Source organism: Streptomyces sp. Tue6028 (assembly GCF_002300165.1).
Classification (GTDB): Bacteria; Actinomycetota; Actinomycetes; order Streptomycetales; family Streptomycetaceae; genus Streptomyces; species Streptomyces siamensis.
Window position 1 is genome coordinate 1 of record NZ_MLCE01000017.1, and the last position, 25,944, is coordinate 25,944.

General features: G+C 72.3%; 18 protein-coding genes. 9 read left to right on the top strand and 9 right to left on the bottom strand.

Going from position 1 to position 25,944, the window contains the following annotated elements; all coding sequences use genetic code 11:
• Positions 1-249: 249 nt before the first annotated feature.
• The 3 genes from BKI49_RS14925 to BKI49_RS14935 all read right to left on the bottom strand — a co-directional run bounded on the left by BKI49_RS14925 (position 250) and on the right by BKI49_RS14935 (position 4,087).
• On the bottom strand, positions 250-1,611 hold the full coding sequence (locus BKI49_RS14925; RefSeq protein WP_095934767.1) for a phosphomannomutase/phosphoglucomutase: 1,362 nt from the start codon (positions 1,609-1,611) through the stop codon (positions 250-252).
• A gap of 301 nt (positions 1,612-1,912) precedes the next feature.
• Complete coding sequence (locus BKI49_RS14930) at positions 1,913-3,529, bottom strand: L-lactate permease (protein WP_095934852.1); 1,617 nt, start codon at positions 3,527-3,529, stop codon at positions 1,913-1,915.
• A gap of 132 nt (positions 3,530-3,661) precedes the next feature.
• Positions 3,662-4,087: a DUF3499 domain-containing protein gene (locus BKI49_RS14935; protein WP_095934768.1), complete on the bottom strand. Its 426-nt coding sequence runs from the start codon at positions 4,085-4,087 to the stop codon at positions 3,662-3,664.
• Between the two features lie 314 nt (positions 4,088-4,401).
• Between BKI49_RS14935 and BKI49_RS14940 the strand changes: the two genes are divergently transcribed.
• Positions 4,402-4,851, top strand: a complete 450-nt coding sequence (locus tag BKI49_RS14940) for a metallopeptidase family protein (protein WP_179332454.1) — start codon at positions 4,402-4,404, stop codon at positions 4,849-4,851.
• 113 nt (positions 4,852-4,964) lie between these two features.
• On the opposite strand, the gene BKI49_RS14945 is transcribed toward BKI49_RS14940, so the two are convergent.
• The 3 genes from BKI49_RS14945 to BKI49_RS14955 form a co-directional block, all read right to left on the bottom strand.
• Complete coding sequence (locus tag BKI49_RS14945) at positions 4,965-6,464, bottom strand: DUF5719 family protein (RefSeq protein WP_095934769.1); 1,500 nt, start codon at positions 6,462-6,464, stop codon at positions 4,965-4,967.
• Entirely contained in the window at positions 6,461-10,129 is a 3,669-nt protein-coding gene (locus BKI49_RS14950) for a glycosyltransferase family 2 protein (RefSeq protein ID WP_095934770.1), read from the bottom strand. Before BKI49_RS14950 ends, BKI49_RS14945 begins: the two co-directional genes overlap by 4 nt.
• Before the next feature lie 243 nt (positions 10,130-10,372).
• Positions 10,373-10,636, bottom strand: a complete 264-nt coding sequence (locus BKI49_RS14955; RefSeq protein WP_003975777.1) for a WhiB family transcriptional regulator — start codon at positions 10,634-10,636, stop codon at positions 10,373-10,375.
• A gap of 704 nt (positions 10,637-11,340) precedes the next feature.
• On the opposite strand from BKI49_RS14955, the gene BKI49_RS14965 reads away from it, so the two are divergent.
• The 4 genes from BKI49_RS14965 to BKI49_RS14980 all read left to right on the top strand — a co-directional run bounded on the left by BKI49_RS14965 (position 11,341) and on the right by BKI49_RS14980 (position 15,375).
• Entirely contained in the window at positions 11,341-11,865 is a 525-nt protein-coding gene (locus BKI49_RS14965; protein WP_095934772.1) for a cysteine dioxygenase, read from the top strand.
• A 43-nt stretch (positions 11,866-11,908) separates the two neighbouring features.
• Entirely contained in the window at positions 11,909-12,889 is a 981-nt protein-coding gene (cofD, locus tag BKI49_RS14970; protein ID WP_095934773.1) for a 2-phospho-L-lactate transferase, read from the top strand.
• Positions 12,886-14,253, top strand: a complete 1,368-nt coding sequence (locus tag BKI49_RS14975) for a coenzyme F420-0:L-glutamate ligase (protein ID WP_095934774.1) — start codon at positions 12,886-12,888, stop codon at positions 14,251-14,253. The genes cofD and BKI49_RS14975 overlap by 4 nt, the downstream gene beginning before the upstream one ends.
• Before the next feature lie 120 nt (positions 14,254-14,373).
• On the top strand, positions 14,374-15,375 hold the full coding sequence (locus tag BKI49_RS14980; RefSeq protein ID WP_095934775.1) for a DNA-3-methyladenine glycosylase family protein: 1,002 nt from the start codon (positions 14,374-14,376) through the stop codon (positions 15,373-15,375).
• A 329-nt stretch (positions 15,376-15,704) separates the two neighbouring features.
• On the opposite strand, the gene BKI49_RS14985 is transcribed toward BKI49_RS14980, so the two are convergent.
• Positions 15,705-16,787: a mannose-1-phosphate guanylyltransferase gene (locus tag BKI49_RS14985; RefSeq protein ID WP_095934776.1), complete on the bottom strand. Its 1,083-nt coding sequence runs from the start codon at positions 16,785-16,787 to the stop codon at positions 15,705-15,707.
• 191 nt (positions 16,788-16,978) lie between these two features.
• Positions 16,979-18,463 carry a peptidoglycan recognition protein family protein gene (locus BKI49_RS14990; RefSeq protein ID WP_095934777.1) on the bottom strand — a complete coding sequence of 495 codons (1,485 nt, stop codon included), beginning with the start codon at positions 18,461-18,463 and terminating at the stop codon, positions 16,979-16,981.
• A gap of 130 nt (positions 18,464-18,593) precedes the next feature.
• On the opposite strand from BKI49_RS14990, the gene BKI49_RS14995 reads away from it, so the two are divergent.
• The 4 genes from BKI49_RS14995 to BKI49_RS15010 all read left to right on the top strand — a co-directional run bounded on the left by BKI49_RS14995 (position 18,594) and on the right by BKI49_RS15010 (position 24,729).
• Entirely contained in the window at positions 18,594-19,349 is a 756-nt protein-coding gene (locus BKI49_RS14995) for a TIGR03089 family protein (protein WP_095934778.1), read from the top strand.
• A gap of 185 nt (positions 19,350-19,534) precedes the next feature.
• Positions 19,535-20,863 carry an LCP family protein gene (locus BKI49_RS15000; protein WP_095934779.1) on the top strand — a complete coding sequence of 443 codons (1,329 nt, stop codon included), beginning with the start codon at positions 19,535-19,537 and terminating at the stop codon, positions 20,861-20,863.
• Between the two features lie 245 nt (positions 20,864-21,108).
• Positions 21,109-22,860: an LCP family protein gene (locus BKI49_RS15005; RefSeq protein WP_095934780.1), complete on the top strand. Its 1,752-nt coding sequence runs from the start codon at positions 21,109-21,111 to the stop codon at positions 22,858-22,860.
• A gap of 165 nt (positions 22,861-23,025) precedes the next feature.
• Entirely contained in the window at positions 23,026-24,729 is a 1,704-nt protein-coding gene (locus tag BKI49_RS15010) for an LCP family protein (RefSeq protein ID WP_095934781.1), read from the top strand.
• A gap of 78 nt (positions 24,730-24,807) precedes the next feature.
• Here the strand turns inward: BKI49_RS15010 and BKI49_RS15015 are convergent, their stop codons facing one another.
• Positions 24,808-25,872: a glycosyltransferase family 2 protein gene (locus BKI49_RS15015; RefSeq protein WP_095934782.1), complete on the bottom strand. Its 1,065-nt coding sequence runs from the start codon at positions 25,870-25,872 to the stop codon at positions 24,808-24,810.
• Positions 25,873-25,944 lie beyond the last annotated feature (72 nt).

Here is a 25,944-nt window from a genome sequence, read left to right on the forward strand (position 1 = left end):
CCGCCCGATACCCCTCGCCTCCGGCTCCTGGTCCCTCGGCGTCTCCGGCTCCTGGTCCCTCGGCCTCGCCCAGGTGCTCCCCGGCCCCGCCCGGCCCTGTCCGGCTCCCCGGCCAGGTGCGGGCGGGCCACCGGGCCGATGAGGAGGCCCGGGCCGGCGGGACGAAACGGCGGGCCGGGTCCGGTGGACCGACGCGACGGGCTGGGGCCGGTGCACCGACGCGACGCGCCGGAAGGCGGGCCGAACGGGTCAGCCCCTGATGATCCCCAGGACCTCGTCGCGCACCTTCGTCATCGTCGCCTCGTCGCGCGCCTCCGCGTTCAGGCGCAGCAGCGGCTCGGTGTTGGAGGGACGGACGTTGAACCACCAGTCGTCGGCGCTGACGGTCAGGCCGTCGAGTTCGTCCAGCCGGATGCCCTCGCCGCCCGCGTAGGCGGCCTTGACGGCGGCGAGGCGGGCGGCCTGGTCCTCGACCGTGGAGTTGATCTCTCCGGAGCCGACGTACCGGTCGTACTCCGCGACGAGCCGGGAGAGCGGGCCGTCCTGGCCGCCGAGCGCGGCGAGGACGTGCAGGGCGGCGAGCATGCCCGTGTCGGCGTTCCAGAAGTCGCGGAAGTAGTAGTGCGCGGAGTGCTCGCCGCCGAAGATCGCGCCGCTGCGGGCCATCTCGGCCTTGATGAAGGAGTGGCCGACGCGGGTGCGGACGGGGGTGCCGCCCTGCTCCCGCACGACCTCCGGCACCGACCAGGACGTGATGAGGTTGTGGATCACCGTGCCGCCACCGTGCTTGGCGAGTTCGCGGGAGGCGACCAGGGCGGTGACGGCGGACGGGGACACCGGGTCGCCGTGCTCGTCCACCACGAAGCAGCGGTCCGCGTCGCCGTCGAAGGCGATGCCGAGGTCGGCGCCCTCCGCCCGGACGCGTGCCTGGAGGTCCACGATGTTCGCCGGGTCGAGCGGGTTCGCCTCGTGGTTGGGGAACGTGCCGTCCAGCTCGAAGTACATGGGGACGACGTCCAGGGGCAGGCCGGCGAAGACGGTCGGGACGGTGTGTCCGCCCATGCCGTTGCCCGCGTCGACGACGACCTTCAGGGGGCGGATGGAGGTCAGGTCGACGAGGGACCGCAGGTACGCCGCGTAGTCCTCCAACGTGTCGCGCCGCGTGATCGTGCCCGGCGCCGCGTCCCGGGCGGGGGCGCCCGAGTCGAGCCAGGACTCGACGAGTTGGCGGATCTCGGCCAGGCCGGTGTCCTGGCCGACCGGCGCGGCGCCCGCGCGGCACATCTTGATGCCGTTGTACTGGGCGGGGTTGTGGGAGGCGGTGAACATGGCGCCCGGCAGACCGAACGCGCCCGAGGCGTAGTAGAGCTGGTCGGTCGAGCAGAGGCCGATCTCGGTCACGTCGGCGCCGCACGACGCCGCACCGCGCGCGAAGGCACCCGACAGACCGGGCGACGAGGGCCGCATGTCGTGCCCGATGACGACGGCGTCCGCTCCGGTCACCTGGACGAAGGCGGCTCCGAACAGCTCGGCCAGCGACTCGTCCCACTGGTCCGGGACCACCCCGCGTACGTCGTACGCCTTCACGAGCTGCGACAGATCAGCAGTCACGGCCAACCCTCCAGAAGTCCACTTCGGTCGCCCCAAACTACCCGTCCGGACCGGCCTGCCGCTGTGCGGTCGGCGAGCGGACGCGCATCGGTGACCTGCGGACCTGTGCCCGTCACCCGGGGGAAACCCGCTCGTTTCAAGAGGCCGGTTCCCGGCGCCCCCGGGTTGGCGACCCACGACCGGAGCCGGTTCGCCGGGCGCGCGTCCGGGCGCGTCCCGGGGCGGGCGGCCGGACGGCGCACGAGGGGCGGCGTCCCGGCCCGGGGCCTACGCCCAGGGCCGGGACGCCGTCCGGCCGGACTCAGGGGAGCATCCACTCCAGGACCGGTGAGCTCTGCCCGACCACGATGAGGCACATCACCAGCAGCAGCCCCACGCTCCACGGCAGCACCTTGCGCAGCAGGTCGCCCTCGCGGCCCGCGAGACCGACCGCCGCGCACGCGATGGTCAGGTTCTGCGGTGAGATCATCTTGCCGAGCACGCCGCCCGAACTGTTGGCGGCCGCGAGCAGTTCGGGCGACAGGCCGGACTCCCTGGCCGCGCTCACCTGAAGGGCGCCGAACAGGGCGTTCGCCGAGGTGTCCGAGCCGGACACGGCCACACCGAACCACCCCAGAACGGGTGACAGGAAGGCGAGGCCCGCACCGGCCGCGGCGACGAAGTGCCCGATGGTGGCGGCCTGTCCGGAGAGGTTCATGACGTAGGCGAGGGCGAGGACGGACGTCACGGTGAGGATCGCGAACCTCAACTCGTGGACCGTGGCCGCCCATTCCCTGACCGCCACGCGCGGGTGGACCCGCAGGACGACGGCCGTGCACAGCCCGGCGAGGAGCACGAGCGTGCCGCCGGTCGACACGATCGGCCAGGTGAAGACGTTCCCGCCGACCGGATTGCCCTCCGGGTCGACGACGTTCAGGAAGGGCCAGTCGTACATCTGGGTCGCCCCCGCCAGCCAGTCCTTGACGGCGGGGATCTGCGCGACGGAGAAGATGGCCACGATCAGCGCGTACGGGGCGTAGGCGCGCACCACTTCGGGGCGCGGGTCGCGCTCGTCGAGGTCGGCGCTGCGCACGCCCGTCAGCACCGCGGCCCGTACGGGCTCGGCCGCGGGCCTGCGCGCCTGCGGCACCGCCACCAGGGCCGCCGCGCCCGCCAAGGAGGCGCCGATGTCGGCGAGTTGCGCGGAGAGGTAGTTGGAGGCGGCGAACTGCGCGACGGCGAAGGCGACTCCGCACGCCAGGGCGGGCACCCAGGTCTCCCGGAGTCCCCGGCGCCCGTCGACCAGGCCGACGAGCACGAGGGGCACGACCAGGGCCAGCAGCGGGGTCTGACGGCCCACCACGGAGGCGACGGAGTCCAGCGGCAGGCCGGTGACCTGGGCGAGCGTGACGACCGGGGTGGCCATGGCGCCGAAGGCGACGGGGGCGGTGTTGGCGACGAGCGAGACGACCGCGGCGCGCACCGGGTCGAAGCCGAGCGCGACCAGCATCACCGAGCAGATCGCGACGGGGGCGCCGAAGCCCGCGAGCGCTTCGAGGAGTGCTCCGAAGCAGAAGGCGATGACGAGGGCCTGGATGCGCGGGTCGTCGGAGAGCCGCCCGAAGGAGCGGCGCAGGATGTCGAAGTGCCGGGTGCGGACGGTCATCCGGTACACCCAAAGGGCGTTGACGACGATCCACAGGATGGGGAAGAGGCCGAAGACGGCACCCTGGGCGGCGCTGGAGAGCGTCTGGCCGACGGGCATGCCGTAGGCGAGCCAGGCGACGAGGAAGGCCGCCAGGAGGCCGATGAGGCCGGCCCAGTGCGCCTTGGTGCGGACACCGCCGAGCAGGACGAGCACGATGACGAGGGGCAGAGCGGCGACGAGGGCGGACAGGCCGAGCGAGTCGGCGACGGGCTCCAGTTGCTGGACGTACACGGGCACCTCCCCGAGTTCCGTGATGCGGAAAGCGATTTCTCACGGCAAACGGAATGGTCGTGTCCGCGACAACTTCGCGTCAATGGGCGTGCACGGCTCAAAGTGATCGGTGTGCGGAAGGGTGCGGGGCGCTCAGTTGTCGGGCGAGCGCAGGATCCGCAGGTGGCCGCGGCGGGCGACCTCCATCGGGTCCGCGGAGCGGGCACTGCCACCGGCCTCCGCGGCACGCTGCTGCGGGCGGGCCGCCTCGCGCACGGCGTTGGCGAGCGCTTCCAGGTCGTCCCCGCTCGGGCGGGCGGGACCGGAGGCGTCGGCCAGCCGGACGACCTCCCAGCCACGCGGCGCGGTGAGGCGCTCGGAGTGCTCGGCGCACAGGTCGTAGCAGTGGGGCTCGGCGTAGGTGGCGAGCGGGCCGAGGACCGCGGTCGAGTCGGCGTAGACGTACGTCAGCGTCGCTACGGCGGGACGGCCGCAAGCGGTGCGCGAACAGCGACGTACAAGGCTCACGACGTTGGACGGTACCGCACTCTTGAGCGGGCCGCGACGACTCTCCCCCAGGTCACCCCACCGTGTCGTGCTGTGACACCGCCCACACGACCGTTCCGGCGCCCGACCCTGACCTGGGCGGACAACGCGTTCCGCGAGGCCGAACCGACCTGAAACCGGTCACCACTTGACGCAAACCATGTCAATTGCGATGTGCGTGACGGTCCGGGGAGGATACGGAATCGAGCCCAAGCTTGGCTGGAATGGTCATCGGGCGACATCCGGAACGAACGCCGGACCTCGTGCCGCCGGCTCTCCCGCCGAACGGCGGGCAGCCGCGTGGGGGCCGGGCGCGCGGGCCGCGCGGGGATTACTCTTCGTCAGTGATGGACAACCCCGTATCGCCCCGCGCCGCAGCACCCGGGCCCCGCCGCCGTGATCGCCACGGCAGGGGCATGCGCGGCCCGGTGGCGCCACCGCAGGTGCCACTCGCGGCGAGCCGCGCCGAGGTGTTCGCGGACCTGGTGCAGGACTCCGTGGAGCGGCTGGAGCGGCGCTGGCCGCAGCTCGCCGACATCGATTTCCTGGTCCTGGAGGTGCCCCGGCTGGAGGCGCCGGGCGAGACCTGGAGCGACGAGGCGGTGCCGCTGGGCGGCACGATCCCGGCGCGTGAGGGCCGCCCAGCGCGCGTGGTCGTCTACCGCCGTCCGGTCGAGATCCGCACCAAGGGGCGCGACGAGCGCGCCGCCCTGGTGCACGAGGTCGTCGTGGAACAGGTCGCCGAGCTGCTGGGGCTGACACCGGAGACGGTGGACCCGCGGTACGGCGAGGACTGATCACTCCCCGCCGGATCCGCGAAGGGGACCCGGCGGGGAGGACGCCGACGCCGGATTCCCAGGGATCCGGCGAGGCGGGCGCACCGGTCGAGTCCCCCGAGGGGCCCGGCCGGTCACTGCTTCAGCAGCGCGGAGAGGTCCTGCTCCGCCTCCGGCACCGACACCGTCCCGCGGTCGTCCGGGAGGGTCTGGACCGTGAAGCCGGGAACGCCGTCCTGGGTGGAGGCGAGCATCCGGGAGGCGTAGACGGGGCCTCCGGAGATCCGCTCGACCGTGAGGGCGTACGTGCCCTTGAGGCCGCTCGGGACCGGCGCCGCCACGTTCTGTGTCGTGCCGCCCTTGATCGTGAACGTCTTGGACACGGCCGTGCCGCCCTCGCTGCCCGCGGACGCGGTGACCTTCACCTGGGCCTGGCCGCCCGGGGCGGCCAGGGCGAGCGTGGTGCCCTTGGCGCTGTTGTCGGCGACGCTCGCGCGCGCGGAGACCGGACCGGTGGCGGGAATGAACGCGGTCTCCTGCTGGTCGCCCTTGCCACGCACGACCCGCAGGGCGGCGACGACCGGCACCGGCCGGTCGGTGGGCGTGAGCACCAGCGAGCCCGCCTCGCCGCGGGTGACGTCGCCGAGGTCGACCGCCGCGGTCATGCCGGCCTTCACATGCACCGTCTCGTTGCCCGCGGGGGTGATCGCGCCCGAGGGGGAGGCGAGGCGCACCTTCAGGTCGGCGTCGGTGTCGCCCGGCACGAAGGCGACGAGGCGCACCGACGTGGCGTCCTTCGGGATGCCCGGCATGACCAGGCTGCCCGCGGGGTCGGTGGACGCCGCCAGCCAGTCGCCGCCGAGCTTGTCGTCGAGGGCCTGCACCGCGGCCCCGACACGGCCGCTGCGGACCTTCACGTGCACGGTGAGGTTGGTCTGCGGGGCGTCGGTCAGCGTGTTCAGCAGGATCGGCTCGCTGGAGTGCGGCTGGACCGTGATGCCGTCGCCCACCGTGGACTTGAGGGTGCCGTCCTTGCCGTACAGCTCGATGTCGACGACCGCGGCGGAGTCGTCCGGGTTGGTCAGGTGCACGTAGTCGGAGCGATCCTCGGCGGTGCTGGCCCCCGGGAACCAGAACTCGGTGTCCGGGGCCGTGCAGTTGGTGCCGAGCAGGCCACGGCCGGTGCCCGCGGCGACCTCTGTGGTCTCCTGGACGGTCCAGCCCGGCGCGAACCTGCCCTCGGCCGTGCCGACCAGGGCGGGCGCGTCGGCACCCGAGCTGTCGCCGGTGGACGGCTTGCCCGGATCCTTGGGCTGCACGACGGGCTTGCCGGCCTTCTTGCCGTCCTTCTTGCCGCCGCTCGCGTCCGCCGACTGCTCGCTCGCGACCTGGAGTTCGGCCTTTCCGCCGGCGCTCGTGCCCTTCGAGACCGGCGTGAACGACGTGTACGCCGTGTCCGCGATGTCCGAGGTGCTCGGCTGCGGGCAGAGCAGGCTGGTGCGCTGCACGGGCAGCCGTGCGGCCGCCTTGGCGGTGTCCTCGCCGGCCGCGCCCGGAGCACTGAGCGCGGCGAATCCGGTGACGGCGGCGAGCGCGCCGGCGCCCGCGATCAGGGACAGGGTGGTGCGGTTCACTGCTGGCTCCCGTCGGGGCGCTCACTGTCGGTGCCGTGCGGCGGCTGCGGGGGCATCGGGGGCTGCGCCGGGTCGTAGGCCGGGTCGTAGCCCTGGCCCGCCCCGTCGTAGCCCTGGGCGTACGTCTGGTCGTACGACGCCGTGCCCCCGTAGGCGTACGGGTCGTACTGGCCGCCCTGGTAGGGGTCGGCCTGGTACGTCTGGTCGTAGCCGCCTGCCGTGTACTGCTGTCCGCCTTCGTACTGCTCGCCGCCGTAGGTGCCGTACTCGGCGCCCGCGTAGCTCGGTGTGTCCCATTCGCCGTACGCGTGCTGCTGCGGGACGGCGGCGGGGGCGGCCGGCGCCTCCTCGTCCCCGGGCGCGGGGGCGTCGGAGTCCTGGGCGGCCTGCTCGGCCTCGGCCTGGGCGCGCAGCCGCCGGGCGCGGCGGCCGTCGCCCGTGGTGTCCTGGGCCGGGACCGGCTGCTCCTCGGGAAGGTCGTCGTCGACGTCGCGGCGCCGGCCGGGCAGGGCGAGCACCACGAGGACGACGGCGAGCGCGCCCTGCGCCCACAGCCAGGCGGTGTGGCCGATCGGCGCGTCGAAGGTGATGTCCAACCGGCCGCCGTTCGTGGGCAGTTGGAAGCCCTGGGCCCAGCCGTCGACCGTGGTGCGGGTGAGCGGCCTGCCGTCCAGGGTCGCCACCCAGCCCTCGTCGGCCGAGTCGGCGAGACGCAGTACGCGGCCGTCGGGGCCGGCGGGGATCGTGGTGTGCACCTCGACGGGTCCGGCCGCGATGGACAGCGAGTCGCCGGACTCGGGGACGATCGCCGCGCGCGAGACCTGCTGGTCCACCCGCCACAGGGCGCTGCCGTCCTGCTGGCTGAGCCGGGTCAGGCCGGGGGTGGCGTCCAGGACGCGGCTCACCTCGCGGGGCGCGCCCTTGCGGACGAGGACGTAGCGCACGGCGAAACCGCCGAGCTCGTCGGCCTGGTCGGCGCCGGAGCCCGCCACGAGGTTCGCGACGACCTTGTCGAGCCTCTTGTTGTCGCCGCCCGCCTGCGCGAGTTCGGCGTCGCCGAGGCGGGCGCCGGAGCCGCGGACGAGCATGTAGCCGACGTCGGCGGCGGACCGGCTGTCGAGGACGAGGGTGCGGGCCTGGTCGCGGGTACCGCTCTCCTCGGCGACGAACGCGGGGACCTGCACCGGGTCGCGGCGCTCCAGGGGGCCGTCGGCGCCCCGGATCATCCAGCCCGCGGCGACGAGCAGGGGTCCGGCCGCGCAGGCGAAGGCAATGAGCGCGGCGACCGGCTGACGCCAGCCGAAGCTCTGCTCGGCCACGCGCGCGCGTGCCCCGTCGGCGCCGAGCACGGCGGCGGCCAGCAGCGCGAGGCCGTAGACCAGGGTCGCGGGACCCGCCCAGGTGGAGCCGTTCGACAGGACGGCGAAGACGAGGGCCACCAGGGCCACGGCCCAGGCCGTCCAGATGCCCGCCTGACGCTCCGTGCGCATCAGGGCGCCCAGCGCGGCCAGCACGATGCCGAAGAGCATCAGCCCGCTGACGGTCCCAGGACCGCCCGGGCTGGCGCCGAGCAGGTCGAGCGCGGAGGCCGCGCTGTCGCCGTACGAGAGGCCGGCCTGGTCGAAGAAGCCGAAGGGGAGCAGCGTCAGCGACCAGGGGGCGAGGATCAGCAGCGGGGTGCCGAGCTGGGCCAGGAAACGCAGTCCGTAGGCGGTGATCTCGCCGCGGCGCACCACGAGGAGCGCGAGACCGAGGACCAGCGCGACGGGCCACACGATCGGCGTGAACGCCGTGGTGACGGTGAGCAGCAGCGCGTACGCCCAGGTGGCGCGCCAGCTGCCGCGGGCTCCCGAGGCGTGCGCCAGTCCGCTCGCGGCGATGCCCGCGCGGGCGATGAGGGGCAGCAGGATCGAGAGGACGGCGGTGCCGATGCGCCCGCCCGCGAGCGCGCCGGTGGCGGCGGGCAGGAAGGCGTAGGCGACGGACGCCCAGGCACGCAGCAGACGGGACTCGACGAGGGGCCGCGAGGCGAAGTACGCGGCGAAGCCGGCCAGCGGCACGGACGCCACCAGCAGGACGGTGACCGCGAGGCCGGTGGAGCCGAGCATCAGCGACGCCAGCATGGCGACGACGGCGAGGTACGGGGGTGCGGACTGGGTGCCGCCGGCACCCACCGGATGCCAGCCGTCGAGATAGCGCGACCACAGCTCCGAGGAGTCCGCCGGGGCCGGGAGCAGCGCGCCGCCGGAGAGCGCGCCGCCGCCGAGCAGTTCACGGCAGGCCAGCAGCGAGACGAACAGCAGCACCAGGAAGAGCATCGGGCCGGGATTGCGGGCGATGCGCTTGAGGCGGGCGAACTGTTCGATCTCCAGGAAGTCGGCGTCGTCGCCGCCGGGTCCGGACTCGACCGCGCTGCCGTGCCGGCCGGCGCCGGCCGTGGCCTCGGCGTCGGAGCGGCCCACCAGATTGCTCGCGACCTGTTCGACGGTGGCCCGAACGGTCGCGCCGGGCGGCGGGAACAGCGCCCGCAGCTCGCCCTTGTCGACCTGTGGGCGGCCGCGCCTGCGGCGGCCCGCGACGACCCGCTCCGGGCGCAGCAGGACGCTCAGCAGGCCGCGGATCTCGTCGACGGCCTGTCCGGGGACCTTGCCGACGAGATACGCCACCGTGCGCAGCAGGGTGCCGAGGACCAGCCGGATCAGGACCCAGGGCAGCTGCGCCGTGCGGGCGTTGACCAGGAGGGTGTAGACGGCGCCCGCCTTGTCGACCTTGTGCGGGGACGCGGAGGTGCGGCCCACGCAGTCGACGGTGCGGCGCTCGCGGGAGGCGGCCTCGGCGTGCCGTACGACCGCTTCCGGCGCGACGAGGACGCGGTGGCCGGCGGCCTGGGCGCGCCAGCACAGGTCCACGTCGTCGCGCATCAGGGGCAGTCGGCGGTCGAAGCCGCCGAGCTCCTCGAAGACGTCGCGCCGGATCAGCATGCCCGCGCTGGACACGGACAGGACGGGGTGGACGTGGTCGTGCTGGCCCTGGTCCTGCTCGCGGCGGTCCAGACCCGTCCAGCGGCGGCCGGAGTTGGCGATGGTGACGCCGACCTCGAGGAGCTGACGGCGGTCGTACCAGCCGCGGAGCTTGGGGCCGACGACGGCGACGTCCCTGCCGAGCTCGTGCTCGTCCTCCACGACGCGCAGCAGTCGGGCCAGGGCGTCCGGCTCGGGGGCGCTGTCGTCGTGCAGCAGCCACAGCCACTGCTCGGGCTCGCCGTGCGGCAGGTCCGGCAGGTCGTAGGCGTCGTCGCGCCAGGTGCGCGTGACGGGGTCCCAGCCGCTGGGGCGCTTCAGATAGGGCAGGTCCTCGGGGGTGAGGACCTGGGCGGTGCGCGAGGCCTCCTCCACGGCCTGGCCGAAACCGGTGCGCCGGGCGAGGTGCAGCACCCGGTCCGCGCCGAGCGCTTCGGTGAGCAGTTGGGCGGAGTCGTCCGCGCTGCCGGTGTCGGCCGCCACCGCGTTCTGCACGGGGCGCTCCTGGCCGAGCAGCCCGGCGAGCACCTTGGGCAGCCAGCGGGCGCCGTCGTGGGAGACGACCACCGCGGTCACCACGTGGCGCGGGAACTCAGGTGTGGCAGCGGCGTCTTGATGGGCTGCCGAATGGCTGTGCACGGACATCGAGGTACGGGCCCCGGTTCGATGGACTGCGGTGGACGTCTGTGTCCGGCGGGGACAGCGGGACGTCTCGGACGAGGGCCCACACTAACGGCTGGGCAACACAGCGGCCCGCCGCCTGTGGATAACCCACCGGCGACGGGCCGTTCGTTACGTAGGAGTGTGTGCCGTTTGGTCGGGGGCACACGCGCGCGTGCACTGCTTCTCCCGGAGGGCCGCTCCCGGCGGTCCGCCTCCGGGGGACTCTCAGACGGCCGCCTTCTTCAGGCGGCGCCGCTCCCGCTCGGACAGACCGCCCCAGATGCCGAACCGCTCGTCGTTGGCGAGTGCGTATTCGAGGCACTCGGAGCGGACCTCACAGGCGAGGCAGACCTTCTTGGCCTCGCGGGTGGAGCCGCCCTTCTCGGGGAAGAAGGACTCGGGGTCGGTCTGGGCGCACAGCGCGCGCTCCTGCCAGCCGAGTTCCTCGTCCGCGTCGTCGACCAGCAGTTGCTGCACCAGCTCGGTCATGTGCGCCCCTCGTCTGTCTTTCGCGTCCCCGTGCTGCTGTCGTTACCGATTTCGGCTGAACGACACGAGTGAAATTACAAGTGTGCCGATCCGGGCCAGTCAAGCCGAGATCTGCTATTGGGCCCCTTATTCACTCTGCGGAACCAAGGCTATGCGGAAAGTGTTCAAATCGGCATAAACCCTGACAGCCCAAGGGGTCCAGGCCGGACGCCCCACCCCTCACCGGGAAGGACGACCGGGAGTTCGATCTCGTTCCGACACGGACTCCGAAGCGAACCGGATCACATTTGGATCACGGGGTCGCAGCGAGGTTTGTGCGCCCGGTTGTGCGCCATGTGTCCCGGGCGACTCCTGAACAAACCTTTCGCCTGCCAGGTGAACCGGATGAGGTGAAACATCTCCCACATCTTGGACATCAAGTTGACAGTGAAGGTGTGAACCGGTGTCCTTGAGGGCATGCTCGCGAACTTGGCGCTCACCTCGACCCGCACCGCCGGGTCCCACGGTGCTGCCCGCGCTCGCTGTAGCTGTTGCTGTCGCAGCTGTTGAGCCCTACCGCGCTCCGGCTGCCTCGCCGCCACTGAGGCGAATCCTCCGCCCCTCCCGGGGCGCACGCCCGCACCAGGGCATCCCTCCCGTCCGTGAACCGGGCGGACACGGTCAGCGACACCCCAGCACTCTCCCGCCGAGGAACCACCGCATCCATGAACAGCGACAGCGACCTGCAGATCGCCGGCGACATCCTCGAAGTACCCCACCTCCTCCAGCCGCCGCGCGAGCACCCCGCCACGGTGGCCGAGTTCGTCGGGCTCGCCCGCTCCATCGCCGCCGACCGCTCCCGGTGGGAGCACCTCGTCCGGTTCGACGCGACGTCGCGCTGGTACCACCGGCTGCACACCGGTCCCGGATACGAGGTGTGGCTCCTGTCCTGGGTGCCCGGGCAGGGCAGCGGACTGCACGACCACGGTCCCTCGTCCGGCGTACTGACCGTCCTGGAAGGCGCGTTGACCGAGCGCACCGACCGCGGATCGCGCGCGCTGGAGTCCGGCGCGCAGCGGGTGTTCGCCCCCGGTTACGTCCACGAGGTCGTCAACGACTCGCTCGAACCGGCCGTGAGCCTGCACATCTACTACCCGGGCCTCACCGAGATGCCGATGCGCCCCCGGGCCGAGCAGCGTGCGGCCGGCGCGACCCCCAACGCCCGCTGCGCCGTGGCCGAGGTCTCGTAACCGCCCTGACGCGTTGTCGTACCCGCCTGCCAGACTGAACCCCATGCGCATTGTGGTTCTGGCAGGCGGTATCGGTGGTGCCCGGTTCCTGCGTGGTCTCCAGCGGGCCGTGCCGGACGCGGACATCACGGTCATCGGCAACACCGGCGACGACATCCACCTCTTCGGGCTGAAGGTCTGCCCGGACCTCGACACGGTGATGTACACGCTCGGCGGCGGCATCAACGAGGAACAGGGCTGGGGTCGCGCCGAGGAGACCTTCCACCTGAAGGAGGAGCTCGCGGCGTACGGCGTCGGACCCGACTGGTTCGGACTCGGCGACCGCGACTTCGCGACGCACATCGTGCGGACGCAGATGCTGGGCGCGGGCTATCCGCTCAGCGCCGTCACCGAGGCGCTGTGCGACCGCTGGAAGCCGGGCGTCCGCCTCATCCCCATGTCCGACGACCGCGTCGAGACGCATGTCGCCGTCACCCTCCCCGACGACGACCCCACCGGCCCCGGCGAGCGCAAGGTCGTCCACTTCCAGGAGTACTGGGTGCGGCTGCGGGCCTCCGTGCCGGCCGAGGCGATCGTGCCGGTCGGCGCCGAGCAGGCCAAGCCGGCGCCCGGGGTGCTCGAAGCCCTGGCCGAGGCGGACGTCGTCCTCTTCCCGCCGTCCAACCCCGTCGTCTCGATCGGCACGATCCTCGCCGTGCCCGGAATCCGCGAGGCCATCGCCGACGCGGGGGTCCCCGTCGTCGGCCTCTCCCCCATCGTCGGGGACGCGCCCGTTCGTGGGATGGCCGACAAGGTGCTGGCCGCGGTGGGCGTCGAGTCCACGGCCGCGGCGGTCGCCGAGCACTACGGCTCGGGGCTCCTCGACGGCTGGCTCGTCGACACCGTCGACGCGTCCGCCGTGGAGCGCGTGGAGTCGGCCGGCATCCGCTGCCGGGCCGTGCCGCTGATGATGTCCGACCTCGACGCGACGGCACGGATGGCGCGCGAGGCGCTGGCCCTGGCCGAGGAGGTACGGACGTCATGACCGCGGAGCTGCCCCCCGAGGAAGCATCCGCGGCGGGCGAGGGCCCGGCGGACACCACCGCGCGCGGCGTCGCGGGTTACCGGGTCTGGGCGTTGGAAGGGCTGCCCGAGGTGCGTCAGGGCGACGACCTCGCGAAGCTCGTCGCCGCGGCGGAGCCCGGCCTCGTCGACGGGGACGTACTCCTCGTCACCTCGAAGATCGTCTCCAAGGCGGAGGGGCGGATCGTCGTCGCCGACGACCGCGAGGCCGCCATCGACGCCGAGACCGTCCGCGTCGTCGCGCGGCGCGGCGCCCTGCGCATCGTCGAGAACCGGCAGGGCCTCGTGATGGCCGCCGCCGGCGTCGACGCGTCCAACACGCCCGCCGGGACCGTACTGCTGCTGCCCGAGGACCCCGACGCGTCGGCGCGGGCCGTCCGGGACGGGCTGCGGGACGCCCTCGGCGTCCGGGTCGGCGTCGTGATCACCGACACCTTCGGACGGCCCTGGCGCACCGGGGTCACCGACGTCGCCATCGGCGCCGCGGGCATCCAGGTGCTGGACGACCTGCGCGGCGGCACGGACGCGCACGGCAATCCGCTCAGCGCGACCGTCGTCGCCACCGCCGACGAACTCGCCGCGGCCGGCGACCTGGTCAAGGGCAAGGCCGCCGGGCTGCCCGTCGCGGTGCTGCGCGGGCTGCCGCACGTGACCGCCGAGGACGACGGCGAGGGCACGCGCGCGCTGGTGCGCGGCGCGCGCGACGACATGTTCCGGCTGGGCACCTCGGAGGCGGTACGGGAGGCGGTGACCCAGCGGCGCACCGTGCGGGCCTTCACCGACGAACCCGTCGACCCCGGTGCCGTCCGGCGCGCCGTCGCCGCCGCGGTGACCGCGCCGGCACCGCACCACACCACCCCCTGGCGATTCGTCCTCCTGGAGTCCGAGGAGTCCCGTACACGACTGCTCGACGCCATGCGGAACGCGTGGATCGCGGACCTGCGGCGCGACGGCAAGAGCGAGGAGTCCATCGCCAAGCGGGTCCGGCGCGGGGACGTCCTGCGCAACGCGCCGTACCTCGTGGTGCCGTGCCTCGTGATGGACGGCTCCCACACGTACGGCGACGCGCGCCGCGACGGGGCCGAGCGCGAGATGTTCGTGGTCGCCACCGGCGCCGGTGTGCAGAACTTCCTGGTCGCGCTGGCCGGGGAGCGGCTCGGGTCCGCCTGGGTGTCGTCGACGATGTTCTGCCGGGACGTCGTACGGGAGGCGCTGGGGCTGCCGGAAGGCTGGGACCCCATGGGCGCCGTGGCCGTCGGGCACGCGGCGGAGGAGCCGAAGGCCCGGCCGGGGCGGGAGGCGGACGCGTTCGTCGTGGTGCGCTGAGGCCGGCCCCGGCCGCAGGGAACCGCCGGTGCCGTCAGCGCCCAGCGCCTACCCTCATAGGGCGCCCCTCGTCCCCGTGACCCCCGGGGCCCCGCACAGGACCCGACTAGGACCTCATCCGTGGCTGGACGATTCACTCCTCGGCCGACGCGTACGACGGTGCGCGGCGGACACGTCGGCGTACCCCACGGCATGCCCCGCCAGACCGCCGGGCCCGTGCGCAGCCGGACCTGGACGCCGCCCGGACCGCTCGACCTCGGGCTCGTGCTCGGGCCGCTGCGGCGCGGGCCCGCCGATCCGACGTTCCGGGCGACGCCCGACGGCTCCGTGTGGCGGGCCACCCGCACACCCGCCGGGCCGGGGACGCTCCGGGTCTCCCTGCGCGGCACGGTGGCGCGGGGCGAGGCGTGGGGGCCGGGGGCCGAATGGCTGCTCGACCGGCTCCCCGACCTGCTCGGCGCCTCCGACGACCCCGACGCGTTCGAACCGCGCCACCGGCTGCTCGCCCACACCCGCCACCGGCGGCCGGGACTGCGGCTGACGCGCACCGGGCTCGTGATGGAGTCGCTGATCCCGTCCGTGCTCGAACAGAAGGTCACCACCGACGAGGCGTACCGGGCCTGGCGCCTGCTCGTACGGAAGTACGGGGAGCCGGCGCCGGGGCCCGCGCCGGACCGGATGTACGTCATGCCCGCGCCGCGGACCTGGGCGTTGATCCCCTCCTGGGAATGGCATCGCGCCGGGGTGGACAACAAGAGGGCCTCGACGATCCTGCGGGCCGTGCGGGTCGCGGCGCGGCTGGAGGAGGCGGTGTCCTTCGAGCCGGTGCGGGCGCAGGAGCGGCTGGAGCTGGTGTCCGGGATCGGGCCGTGGACGTCCGCGGAGGTCGTGCAGCGCAGTCATGGCGCGGCGGACTCCGTGACCGTCGGGGATCTTCATCTTCCGGGCATCGTGGGGTACGCGCTGGCCGGGGACCGGGATGCGGACGATGCCGTGATGCTGTCGCTGCTCGAACCGTATGCGGGGCAGCGGCATCGGGCCGCTCGGTTCATCTTGTTGTCGGGGCGGGTGCCGGCGCGGCGCGTGCCGAAGATGCCCAAGTGGGACATCGGGCGGCTCTAGTTCGCGCGGGGGCGCGGGTGGGTGGGCGCGCGCGTCCGGCTGGGGCTCGGCTCGCCCGTTGTCGCTCGCCCGTTGTCGCTCGCCCGTTGTCGCCCGCCGTTGTCGCTCGCCGTTGCCGGGCTCGGGGTGGTTCTCGCCCCCTCCGCCCCTACCCGTCCCTTGTTCCGGGGCTCCGCCCCGTACCCCGCCTGGGGGCTCTGCCCCCTGGACCCCCGCTCCTCAAACGCCGGAGGGGCTGACATGCCCCCGGAGGGGCTGATCCGTCCGCGGAGGGGCTGATATCTCCCCGGTGGGGCCGAGTCGGGCTCGGGCCCACCGGGGTGCCGGGGCTACTGGTCCGAGGAGAAGCGGAGCGAGGACGCGGGGATGTGGGCGTCGCACCAGACGCGTACGCCCTGGCGGAGTTCGTTGTCGGGGCCCACCACCGCGCCGTCGCCGATGACGGCGTCGGTGAGGACGGTGCGTTCGCCGATGCGGGCGCGGGCTCCGACGAGGGAGTCGGTGACGATCGCGCCGGGCTCGACGACGGCGCCCGGCAGGATCGTGCTGCCCGTGATCCGGGCCCCCTCGCCGACGTACGCGTCGGCGCCGACCACCGTCCCGCCGGTGAGTTTGGCGTCGGGGGCGACCCTGGCCGTGGGCAGGACCAGGCGGTCGCCGCAGCGGCCGGGGACGGCCGGGGAGGGGGCGCGGCCGAGGACGAGGTCCGCCGAGCCGCGCACGAAGGCCTGCGGGGTGCCCAGGTCGAGCCAGTACGTGGAGTCCACCATGCCCTGGAGGTGGGCGCCGGTGGCCAGGAGCTCGGGGAACGTCTCGCGTTCCACGGAGACGGGCCGGCCCTCCGGGATCGTGTCGATGACCGAGCGGCGGAAGACGTACGCCCCCGCGTTGATCTGGTCGGTGACGATCTCCTCGGGCGTCTGGGGCTTTTCGAGGAAGGCGGTGACGCGTCCCGTCGCGTCCGTGGGGACCAGGCCGTACGCCCGCGGGTCGGTCACCCGCGTCAGATGCAGGGAGACGTCCGCGCCGGTCGTCTCGTGCGTGCGCACCAGGGCGGGGATGTCCAGGCCGGTGAGGATGTCGCCGTTGAAGATCAGCACCGGGTCGCCGGGGGCCGAGCGGAGGCGCGAGGCGACGTTGCGGATGGCGCCGCCCGTGCCGAGCGGCTCGACCTCCGTGACGTATTCGATGTGGAGACCCAGCGCGGAACCGTCGCCGAAGTACGGCTCGAACACCTCGGCCAGATAGGACGTGGCCAGGACGATGTGGTCGACACCGGCCGCTCTCGCCCGCGCCAGCTGGTGTGTGAGGAAGGGGACCCCGGCCGCCGGAACCATCGGCTTGGGGGTGTGCACCGTGAGCGGGCGCAGCCGGGTGCCTTTGCCGCCGACCAGGAGGATCGCTTCTGTCACCTGTCGTCTCTGCTTCCTGCCGGGACCGGCCGAACTGTGTTTCGGCCGGCCAGTGTATGCAGACCGTTGGATGGCGCCTTCGATGGCGGTGCGGTGACCTTCGATGGCCCGGTACGACGTCAGGTGACCTCTGCCGCGCCCGGTGGTGCCCGATGGGCCGTCCCGGGGTGGTCGCGGCTCCTCAAGAATGCTCACCGGCCCTGGTAACGGGCCGCCGCCTTTCTGGCCGAGCCGAGCTTGCCGTAGAGCTTCTGTCCGGGGCAGTCCGTGGCGAACCCGTCCCGATGGCCGGAGATCACGTTCAGTCGTACGTTCTTTCCTTTTCGGTAGAGATTGCCACCACCCGACTTCAGGTATGTCTTGCCACGCGGATTGGCTCCGAAGAGGCCGAGTTTCCACGCCGTCAGCTTCGCGATGCCGGTGACCGCGGCGGCGGGCGGCTTGGAGCTGTCGAAACTGCCGATCACGGCGATGCCCATGCTGTTGCTGTTGAACCCGAGGGTGTGCGCGCCCATGACGGCCTTCGTCACGCCCCCGGCCCGGCCCTCGTAGATGTTTCCGCACCTGTCGACGAGGAAGTTGTAGCCGATGTCCCGCCAGCCACTGCTCTCGACGTGGTAGCGGTAGATACTGCGGATGACCGAAGGGGCTTGGGAGCAGCTGTAGTTGTTGCCGGACGCCGTGTGATGCACGAAGGCCGCCTTGACCTTCTTGGTGTAGACGAAGCCGCTCTCGCGCAGGCTCTCGTCGGCGCCCCAGCCGCGCCGGGTGACGATGTGCGGGCGGGCACCGACGTACGGCTTCGCGCGCTGCTCGTCCGGGTGCGCGGCGCTGTACTCGAGTTCGGTCCGGCTCTTGGAGAGCGCGGGGATCTCGGTGGCGCCCAGCGGCGCGACGTCGGCGTTGGCGACGGACGTGGCGAAGCTCTTCAGCGACTGCAGGCCGAGGCGGGCGATCGAGTCGTCCTCGGGAGTGTCGGGGGCCGGTTCGCCGGCGCGCGGCCCCGCGCCCGGGGCGCCGTCGGGTGAGCCGGCCGACTCGGCGCCGAGGGCGTGCGACACGGCGCCCGCCAGCTCGCCGAGCGCGTCCACTCCCGCGCGTACGCCGTCCTGGACCCGGTCCGCGGACGCGCCCGTGTCCGCGGGGTCCGCGCCGGGGTCGACGAGTTCGAGGTGCAGGCCCCTGGGGAGCGGGGACTCCCCGGGGACCGTCGTCCGGTCGTCGCTCTGGGCCTCGACGCGCACCTCGACGCCGTCCGAGTCACCCACCCACAGCGGCGCCGTGGAGCCGTGCACCCGCGCCGACTCACCCTCGGCGGTGTCCGGATCGGGGCCGTGCGTGTTGTGCGTCTCGACGTCCTGCCAGCCGGACCAGTGACCGGTGCCGGTGGCACGGGTGCGCACCTGGACGCGGCCGTGCAGCTCACTGCTCGGGTCGTCCCAGATGACGCCGACCAGCGAGAACGGGCGTACGTCGCGACGGGTGAGCCCCTGCGCGTGAGCGGCGGAGCGGGTGCCGGTGAGCGGCACGAGCGGGAGGGACCGGGTGCTGCCGGGGACGGCGGCCTCGGACGTCCCCGCCGACGGCCCGGCCTGTGCCGGGGTGGGCAGGGCGAGCGGAAGGGCGAGTGCGGCCGCGCATGTGACGCCGACCGAGGAAGCAAGGAATCCACGCATGCCCTTGATCCTGGACAAAGTCATATATATCTGTCCATCGGTGATGTGACGGGCCGTCGGACACACGCTCCCCCGAACCGGTGAAGCGGCGGGGCCGCCCCACGCGCCGCCCCCGCGTACGCTTGCGCGCGTGAACGCCACCGACCGCACCCCCGCCGACCTGCTGCGATCCGCGCTCGCCGTGGACCCCGCGCGCCCCCTGGTGACCTTCTACGACGACGCCACGGGCGAACGTGTCGAACTGTCCGTGGCCACCTTCGCCAATTGGGTGGCCAAGACCGCCAATCTGCTCCAGGACGAGCTGTCCGCCGCGCCCGGCGACCGGGTCGCGCTGCTGCTGCCCGCCCACTGGCAGACGGCCGTGTGGCTGCTCGCCTGCTCCTCCGTGGGCGTCATCGCGGACGTGGCGGGCGACCCGGCCGCGGCGGACCACGTCGTCGCCGGACCGGGACGGTTCGAGGAGGGGCTCGCCTGCTCCGGCGAGCGCATCGCCCTCTCGCTCGCACCGCTGGGCCGCCGCTTCCCGACCCCGCCCGCCGGGTACGCCGACTACGCCGTGGAGGTGCCCACCCAGGGCGACCGCTTCCAGCCGTACGCGCCGGTGGACCCGGAGGAGCCCGCGCTGATCGTCGCCGGGGCCGAGTACACGGGTGCCGAGGTCGTCGAGCGGGCCCGCGCCGACGCCCCCGGGCTCGACCTGACGGGGCCCGGCTCCCGGATCCTGTCGGCGCTGCCGTACGACACCTGGGAGGGCCTCAGCGCCGGGCTGTACGCGGCGCTGTCGACCGGCGGGTCCGTGGTCCTGTGCCGCCATCTGGAGCAGCTCGGCGAGGACGCGCTGGCCAAGCGGATCGAGAGTGAACGGGTGACGGCGACCGCGCGCTGAGGACACCCCGGCGGTGGGCGGGCGCCGGCCGCCGCACGCCTGGGCGCGTCCCCCATTCGGCCTATCAGCGGGACCCCCCGCCCCCCGGGGCGGGACATGGTCGTAGGAGCAGTTCGAACACGACGCTCGACACGTTCGTACGCCATGACTCGACACGCTCGCACGCCTGAGGGGTGGACCCAGCCGTGAACGACAGCGCAGGGACGCCCTCCGGACCGGAGGGGCAGGATCCGGAGGGGTCGCCCACCGGACGCCGAGCGGGACCGGAGCTGGGCGCGTCGCCCACCGGGACCGGTGTCATACGCCGCCGGCGGCGCTGGCTGCGCTACACGGCGATCGGCGTCGCCGTCGTGGTGCTCAGCGCCGTCGGGGCCGGCTGGGCGGCGTACGAGAAGCTGAACGCGAACATCACGCCGGACGAGGCCGCCGCCGCCGAGCTCGCCCGCTACGAGAAGGAGCGGCCCACCGCGCTGGTGCGGGACGCGCAGAACATCCTGCTGATCGGTTCGGACTCGCGCTCGGGCGACGGGAACGGGAAGTACGGCCGGGACTCCGGGACCGAGCGGTCGGACACCACGATCCTGCTGCATCTCGCGGCGGACCGGCGCAGCGCGACGGCGGTCTCGCTGCCCCGCGACCTGATGGTGGACATCCCGAGCTGCCGGCGACCGGACGGCACCCGCACCCAGCCCATGTTCGCGATGTTCAACTACGCCTTCGAGGTGGGCGGTTCGGCCTGCACGATCCGCACCGTCGAGAAGCTCACGGACATCCGCATCGACCACCACATGGTCATCGACTTCCACGGCTTCAAGGACATGGTCGACGCCGTCGACGGCGTCGAGGTGTGCCTGAAGGACCCCATCACCGACAAGGACGCCAAGCTGAAGCTGCCCGCCGGCAAGGTCGAGCTCGACGGCGAACAGGCCCTCGGATACGTGCGCGCCCGCAAGAGCATCGGCAACGGCAGCGACACCGACCGCATGGACCGCCAGCAGCGCTTCCTCGGTGCGCTCGTCAACAAAGTGCGCAGCAACGACGTCCTGCTCAATCCCGCGAAGCTGTACCCCGTCCTCGACGCGGCCACCTCGTCGCTCACGACGGACCCCGGCCTCGCGAGCCTGCGCGGGCTGTACGACCTGGTCCGGGGCATGCGCAACATCCCCACGGAGCACATGCAGTTCCTGACGGTGCCGCGGACGTCGTACTCCGGCAACGCCAATCGCGACCAGCTCGTGCAGCCCGCGGCGCGGGAGCTCTTCAGCCGGCTGCGCTCGGACACGCCCGTGGAGGTCTCGAAGGACCTGCCCGAGGACTCCGCCCAACTTGCGGGGAAAAAGGGCGTGAAGACCACTTCGTCCCAAACCTCCTGCTCCTGCCCCGCGTCCGATGACAATGCGGAGTCGGACGGCGACAACAAGTCGATGGGAATCCCGGCGGGCGACTCCACCGGCAGCCCGAAACCCGTGCCGACTTTCCGGGGGAACACGGCGGCGGAGGACGCCTGCGGGTAAAGCGCACACCAAGCCGGGGAACTGTTGCGCTAAGAAGTCTCTGAGAAATAGGGCGGATTGCCCGCTTGTAGGGAAGTTGAATTTGTCACGGCCGTCGCTCCACGCTGAACTGGGCGGATAGTGTGAGCGATCCGGTGCACCCGGCCACGAGGTCCGTCCTGGAGGTCGCGCACTGCTTGACCAGACCCGAGCGCCTTTTGAGGGGGGAAGGCGCCGCGTGGCCCCGACGGAGGATTCAGACAACCGTGGACGCGCAAGGCCGTGGGCGGGCGGACAACATCGACCCCGCAGACCAGTGGGTACTCAACCCGAACACCGGCGAATACGAACTGCGACTGAGCCCTTCCGCACCGCAGTCGGGAGTGCCCCGGCCGCGGAGGGGATCTCCTTCGGGAGGGCGCGCCCGCACCGCACCGGGGCGTGACCGCGAGGCGCCGGGCCGGTCCCGCGAGGCGCCGGGCACCGACGTGCCCGGCCCGCGGCGGCGGCGTGCGGAGCCCCCGGAGCCCGCTCCGGGACGCCGGCGTTCGCGCACGCAGCGCAAGCCGAAGAAGTCGAAGGCGAAGAAGATACTGCTGTGGACCGGCGGCACCATGGCCTTCGTGCTGGTGGGTGTCTCGGCCGCCGCCTACGCCTACCTCAAGCACCTCGAAGGCAACGTCAACACGACGGACATCGGCAGCTCGGGCAAGAGCGGCTTCAGCAAGGACGACGCCTTCAACATCCTGATCATCGGTACGGACAAGCGCACCGGTAAGGGCAACGAGGGCTACGGCGACAAGAACAGCGTCGGTCACGCCGACACCAACATCCTGCTGCACGTCTCCAAGGACCGGACGAACGCGACCGCGATGAGCATTCCGCGCGACCTCATCGTCGACGTCCCGGAGTGCCGGACGAAGCAGCCCGACGGCACCGAGAAGGTCATCCAGGGCAGCAAGAACGTCCGGTTCAACACGAGCCTCGGACAGTCCGAGCGCAACCCGGGCTGCACGATGGACACGGTCAAGGCGGTCACCGGCATCACGGTCGACCACTTCATGATGGCCGACTTCAACGCGGTGAAGACGCTGACCAGCGCGGTCGGCGGCGTCAACGTGTGCCTGGCCAAGGACGTCAACGACCCCGACTCGCACCTCAAGCTCTCCAAGGGCGAGCACACGATCGAGGGCGAGCAGGCCCTCGCCTTCGTGCGCACCCGGCACAGCTTCGGCAACCAGGGCGACCTGGACCGCATCAAGGTGCAGCAGCAGTTCCTGGGCTCCCTGATGCGCAAGATGAGCTCCAGCGACACCCTCACCAGCCCCACCAAGCTGGTCAAGCTGGCCGAGGCCGCCACCAAGGCGCTGACCGTGGACACCGGCATCGGCAAGGTGAGCACGCTCAAGGACATGGCACTGGAGCTGAAGAAGGTGCCGACGAAGAACATCACGTTCACCACGGTGCCGGTGCTCGACAACCCCGCCGACGGTGTCGTCCACAAGACGGTGATCGTGAACCCGACGACGGGTCCCGAGGTCTTCGACGCCATCAAGAACGACGTGTCGTTCACCGCGGTGAAGCAGAAGCAGAAGAAGGAGAAGGCCTCGGTGGCCGCCCGTCTCAAGGGCTCCCGGTCCGCCGCCGCCGACATCCGCGTCGACATCTACAACGGCGGTGCCGCCGCCGGCTCCGCACAGGAAACTCTTAACTGGCTGCAGAATGATAAGGGCGTGCTGAAGGCCAGCCAGCTCGGAAACGCAGGTGAAACACTGAGCAGGACGACCCTGGAGTACTCTCCCGACCAGGCCGACCAGGCACGCAAACTGGCGGATCTCATGGGGTTGCCCGCTTCCGCGATGAAGCCGGGCAAGAGCGAGAAGAACTCACAGGGTCTGCCCGCGATCGTGCTGACCCTGGGCAAGGACTTCAAGGGTGCCGGGGTGCCGATGACGGCTCCGACGAAGGCGCCCGAGGTGGACAAGTCCACCGCGGACAAGACGGTGTGCGCCAGCTGATGACCTAACGGGTCCGTCAAGCGTCTAACAGGACGCGAGACGTGTGCGACCGGACGTGAGAAGTGCCCCGCCGGGCCCGGGAAGTGCCCGGCGGGACAGGGGGCATGTCCGGACGGGCACGGGACGGACCCGTTTGTCAGGCGCAGGGTGGGGAGGGGCAGGGAGATGGCGCAGAGCAGTGTGCGTGGGGAGGGAACACGACCACGCGTCCGGCGAGCCGGCGAACCCGGCTGGGACGACAGTCTGTACGAGGAGAACGGTGAACGCGTTCAGCCGGCCGGCGACAAGGGGAGTCGTACGGCCGACGACACGGCACCGCGGACGCAGGGCAGACACGGCGGCGGCGGTGGCGGCCGCCGGCACGGGGGCGGGGGGCGCCCGCGACGCCGACGCCGGATACTGCGCTGGTCGGCGACGGTCCTGGCCCTCCTGATACTCGGCACGGCCGGCGCCGGCTACCTCTACTACCGGCACCTGAACGGCAACATCAAGAAGGACGACCTCAACATCGGCGACGAGAAGGACCGCGCCGCCAAGTCCAAACCGAACGCGGCGGGCCAGACGCCGCTGAACATCCTCTTGATCGGTTCGGACGGCCGGAACTCCAAAGAGGACCAGAAGCTCGGCGGGGCGAAGGACACCTTCAACTCGGCGCCGCGCGCCGACGTCCAGATGCTGCTGCACCTGTCGGCGGACCGCACCAACATGTCGGTCGTGAGCATGCCGCGCGACACGCTGCTGCAGATCCCTGAGTGCACCGATCCCGACACCGACAAGACGTATCCCGCGAGCACCTCACTCACCATGACGAACGACTCCCTGGGCCGGGGGGGCCCCGGCTGCACGGTCGCCACGTGGGAGAAGCTGACCGACATCCACATCGACCACTTCATCATGGTCGACTTCTCGGGCGTGGTCTCGATGGCCGACGCGATCGGCGGCGTCCCCGTCTGCGTGGACGCCAGCATCTACTCGCACACCTCCAACGGCCACGGCTCCGGGCTGAAGCTGAAGAAGGGCACCACGTCCGTCAAGGGCAAGCAGGCCCTCCAGTGGCTGCGCACGCGGTACGGGTTCGAGGACGGCACGGACATCGCCCGCACCAAGGCGCAGCACCAGTACATGAACTCGATGGTGCGCCAGCTGCGCGAGAACGCCACACTGAGCAACCCGGGCAAGCTGAAGGACCTTGCGGAGACCGCCACCAAGGCACTGACCGTCGACGACGGCCTGGGCACGGTGACCAAGCTCTACGACCTCAGCAAGGAGCTGAAGAAGGTCCCGACCGGCCGCATCAACATGACCACCATGCCGTGGGTGTACGCCCCCGGCAACGTCCGTGTGCTGCCCAAGGCCAACGACGCGGACAAGGTCTGGCGGCTGCTGCGCGAGGACATCCCGCTGGACGGCGACGGGAAGAAGAAGGCCAAGGAGCGGACGTCGAAGGACCCGGCCGCCGCCGACGACCAGATCGCGGTGCAGGTGCAGAACGGCACCCGCACCGACACGCTGGCGCCGGTCGGCGGGCGGGCGAGCACGGTGGCGGGACTGCTCGTCGGCAAGGGCTTCACGCAGACGACCGCCGACCGGACGACGGCGACCGCCGAGGAGACCACGCTGATCCGCTTCCCGAGCGCCGACCTGGAGGGTGACGCCCTGCGCCTCGCCAAGGCCCTCGGCGTCCCGTCGAAGGCGGTGGAGAAGTCCGCGGACGTCTCCGGGGTCACGCTGGTCGTCGGGGCGGACTGGCGGGACGGTTCGACGTACAAGGCCCCGAAGGACGACGACTCGATGCCGTCCTCGGCGAAGCTCGACAAGGGGTCGGACACGGAGGCCTGCATGCACGTCGATCCCGCCTACAGCTGGTAGCGGCGCGGTCGCACGGTCCCGTACGCGAGTCGGGCCCCTCTCGAAACCGAGAGGGGCCCGACTCGCTTTCGCGCAGGCTCAGTCGGAGCCGGCGGACTGTTCGGCGGGGGATCCGGCCACGGCGCCGAGCACCGCCGGGCGGCGGGACGCGATGACCTTCTTGGCCAGCGCCTTCGGGCTGGTGAGGAAGCCCCAGCCCCACGACATGTGCATGGTGGCGAGGGCGACGGGGATCTGTGCCCGGGCCTTCAGCGGGAGGCCCTTGCCGGCCGGCAGCGAGCCGAGCGTGATGGCCGCGAGGTAGCCGGCGGGGACGACGAAGCCCCAGGGGGTCAGCGCCGCGCCCACGACCAGGCCCGCCGCTATGGCGCACACCGCGGTCGGCGGCGCGAGGTAGCGCAGGTTGATGGAGCCCTCGTGGTAGCGCGCGACGACGTGCCGCCAGCGCCCGTAGTCCTTGTACTGCTTGGCGAGCGCCTTCACGGAGGGCCGCGGCCGGTAGGACACGCGCAGCTCGGGCGAGAACCAGATGAGGCCGCCCGCCTCCCGGATCCGGAAGTTCAGCTCCCAGTCCTGGGCGCGGATGAACTCCTCGTTGTAGCCGCCCTGCTGCTCCAGCGCCTCGCGCCGGAAGACGCCGAGGTACACGGTCTCCGCGGGAGCGGCGTCACCGCCCGTGTGGAAGGCGGCGTTCCCGACACCGATCTTCGAGGTCATCGCGGCGGCGACCGCGTGCTCCCAGTCGTTCTCGCCCTCGGCGTGCATGATGCCGCCGACGTTCTGCGCGCCGGTCTCCTGCAGGAGGCGCACGGCGGTCGCGATGTAGTTCGGCGACAGGATGCCGTGGCCGTCGACGCGCACCACGACGGGGTGCCGCGACGCCTTGATCGCGGCGTTCAGGGCGGCGGGGGTACGGCCGGTCGGGTTCGGCACGGTGTGCACCCGCGGGTCGTCCCGCACCAGCTCGGCGGCGATCTCGTCCGTCCGGTCCGTGGAGGGACCGAGGGCGATCACGACCTCCATCTCGCCGTCGTACTGCTGCGCCAGGATCGCTTGGACGGCCCCGCGCAGATGCCGCTCCTCGTTGAGGACGGGCATGATCACAGACACGGCGGGGGACCGCACGTCAGACTTCTCGCTCATCGGACGTCACGTTACCGCGAATGGGGGACACGGGCGCGCGCCGCCCGGCCTAAGGCGCGGGCCGCAGATCGT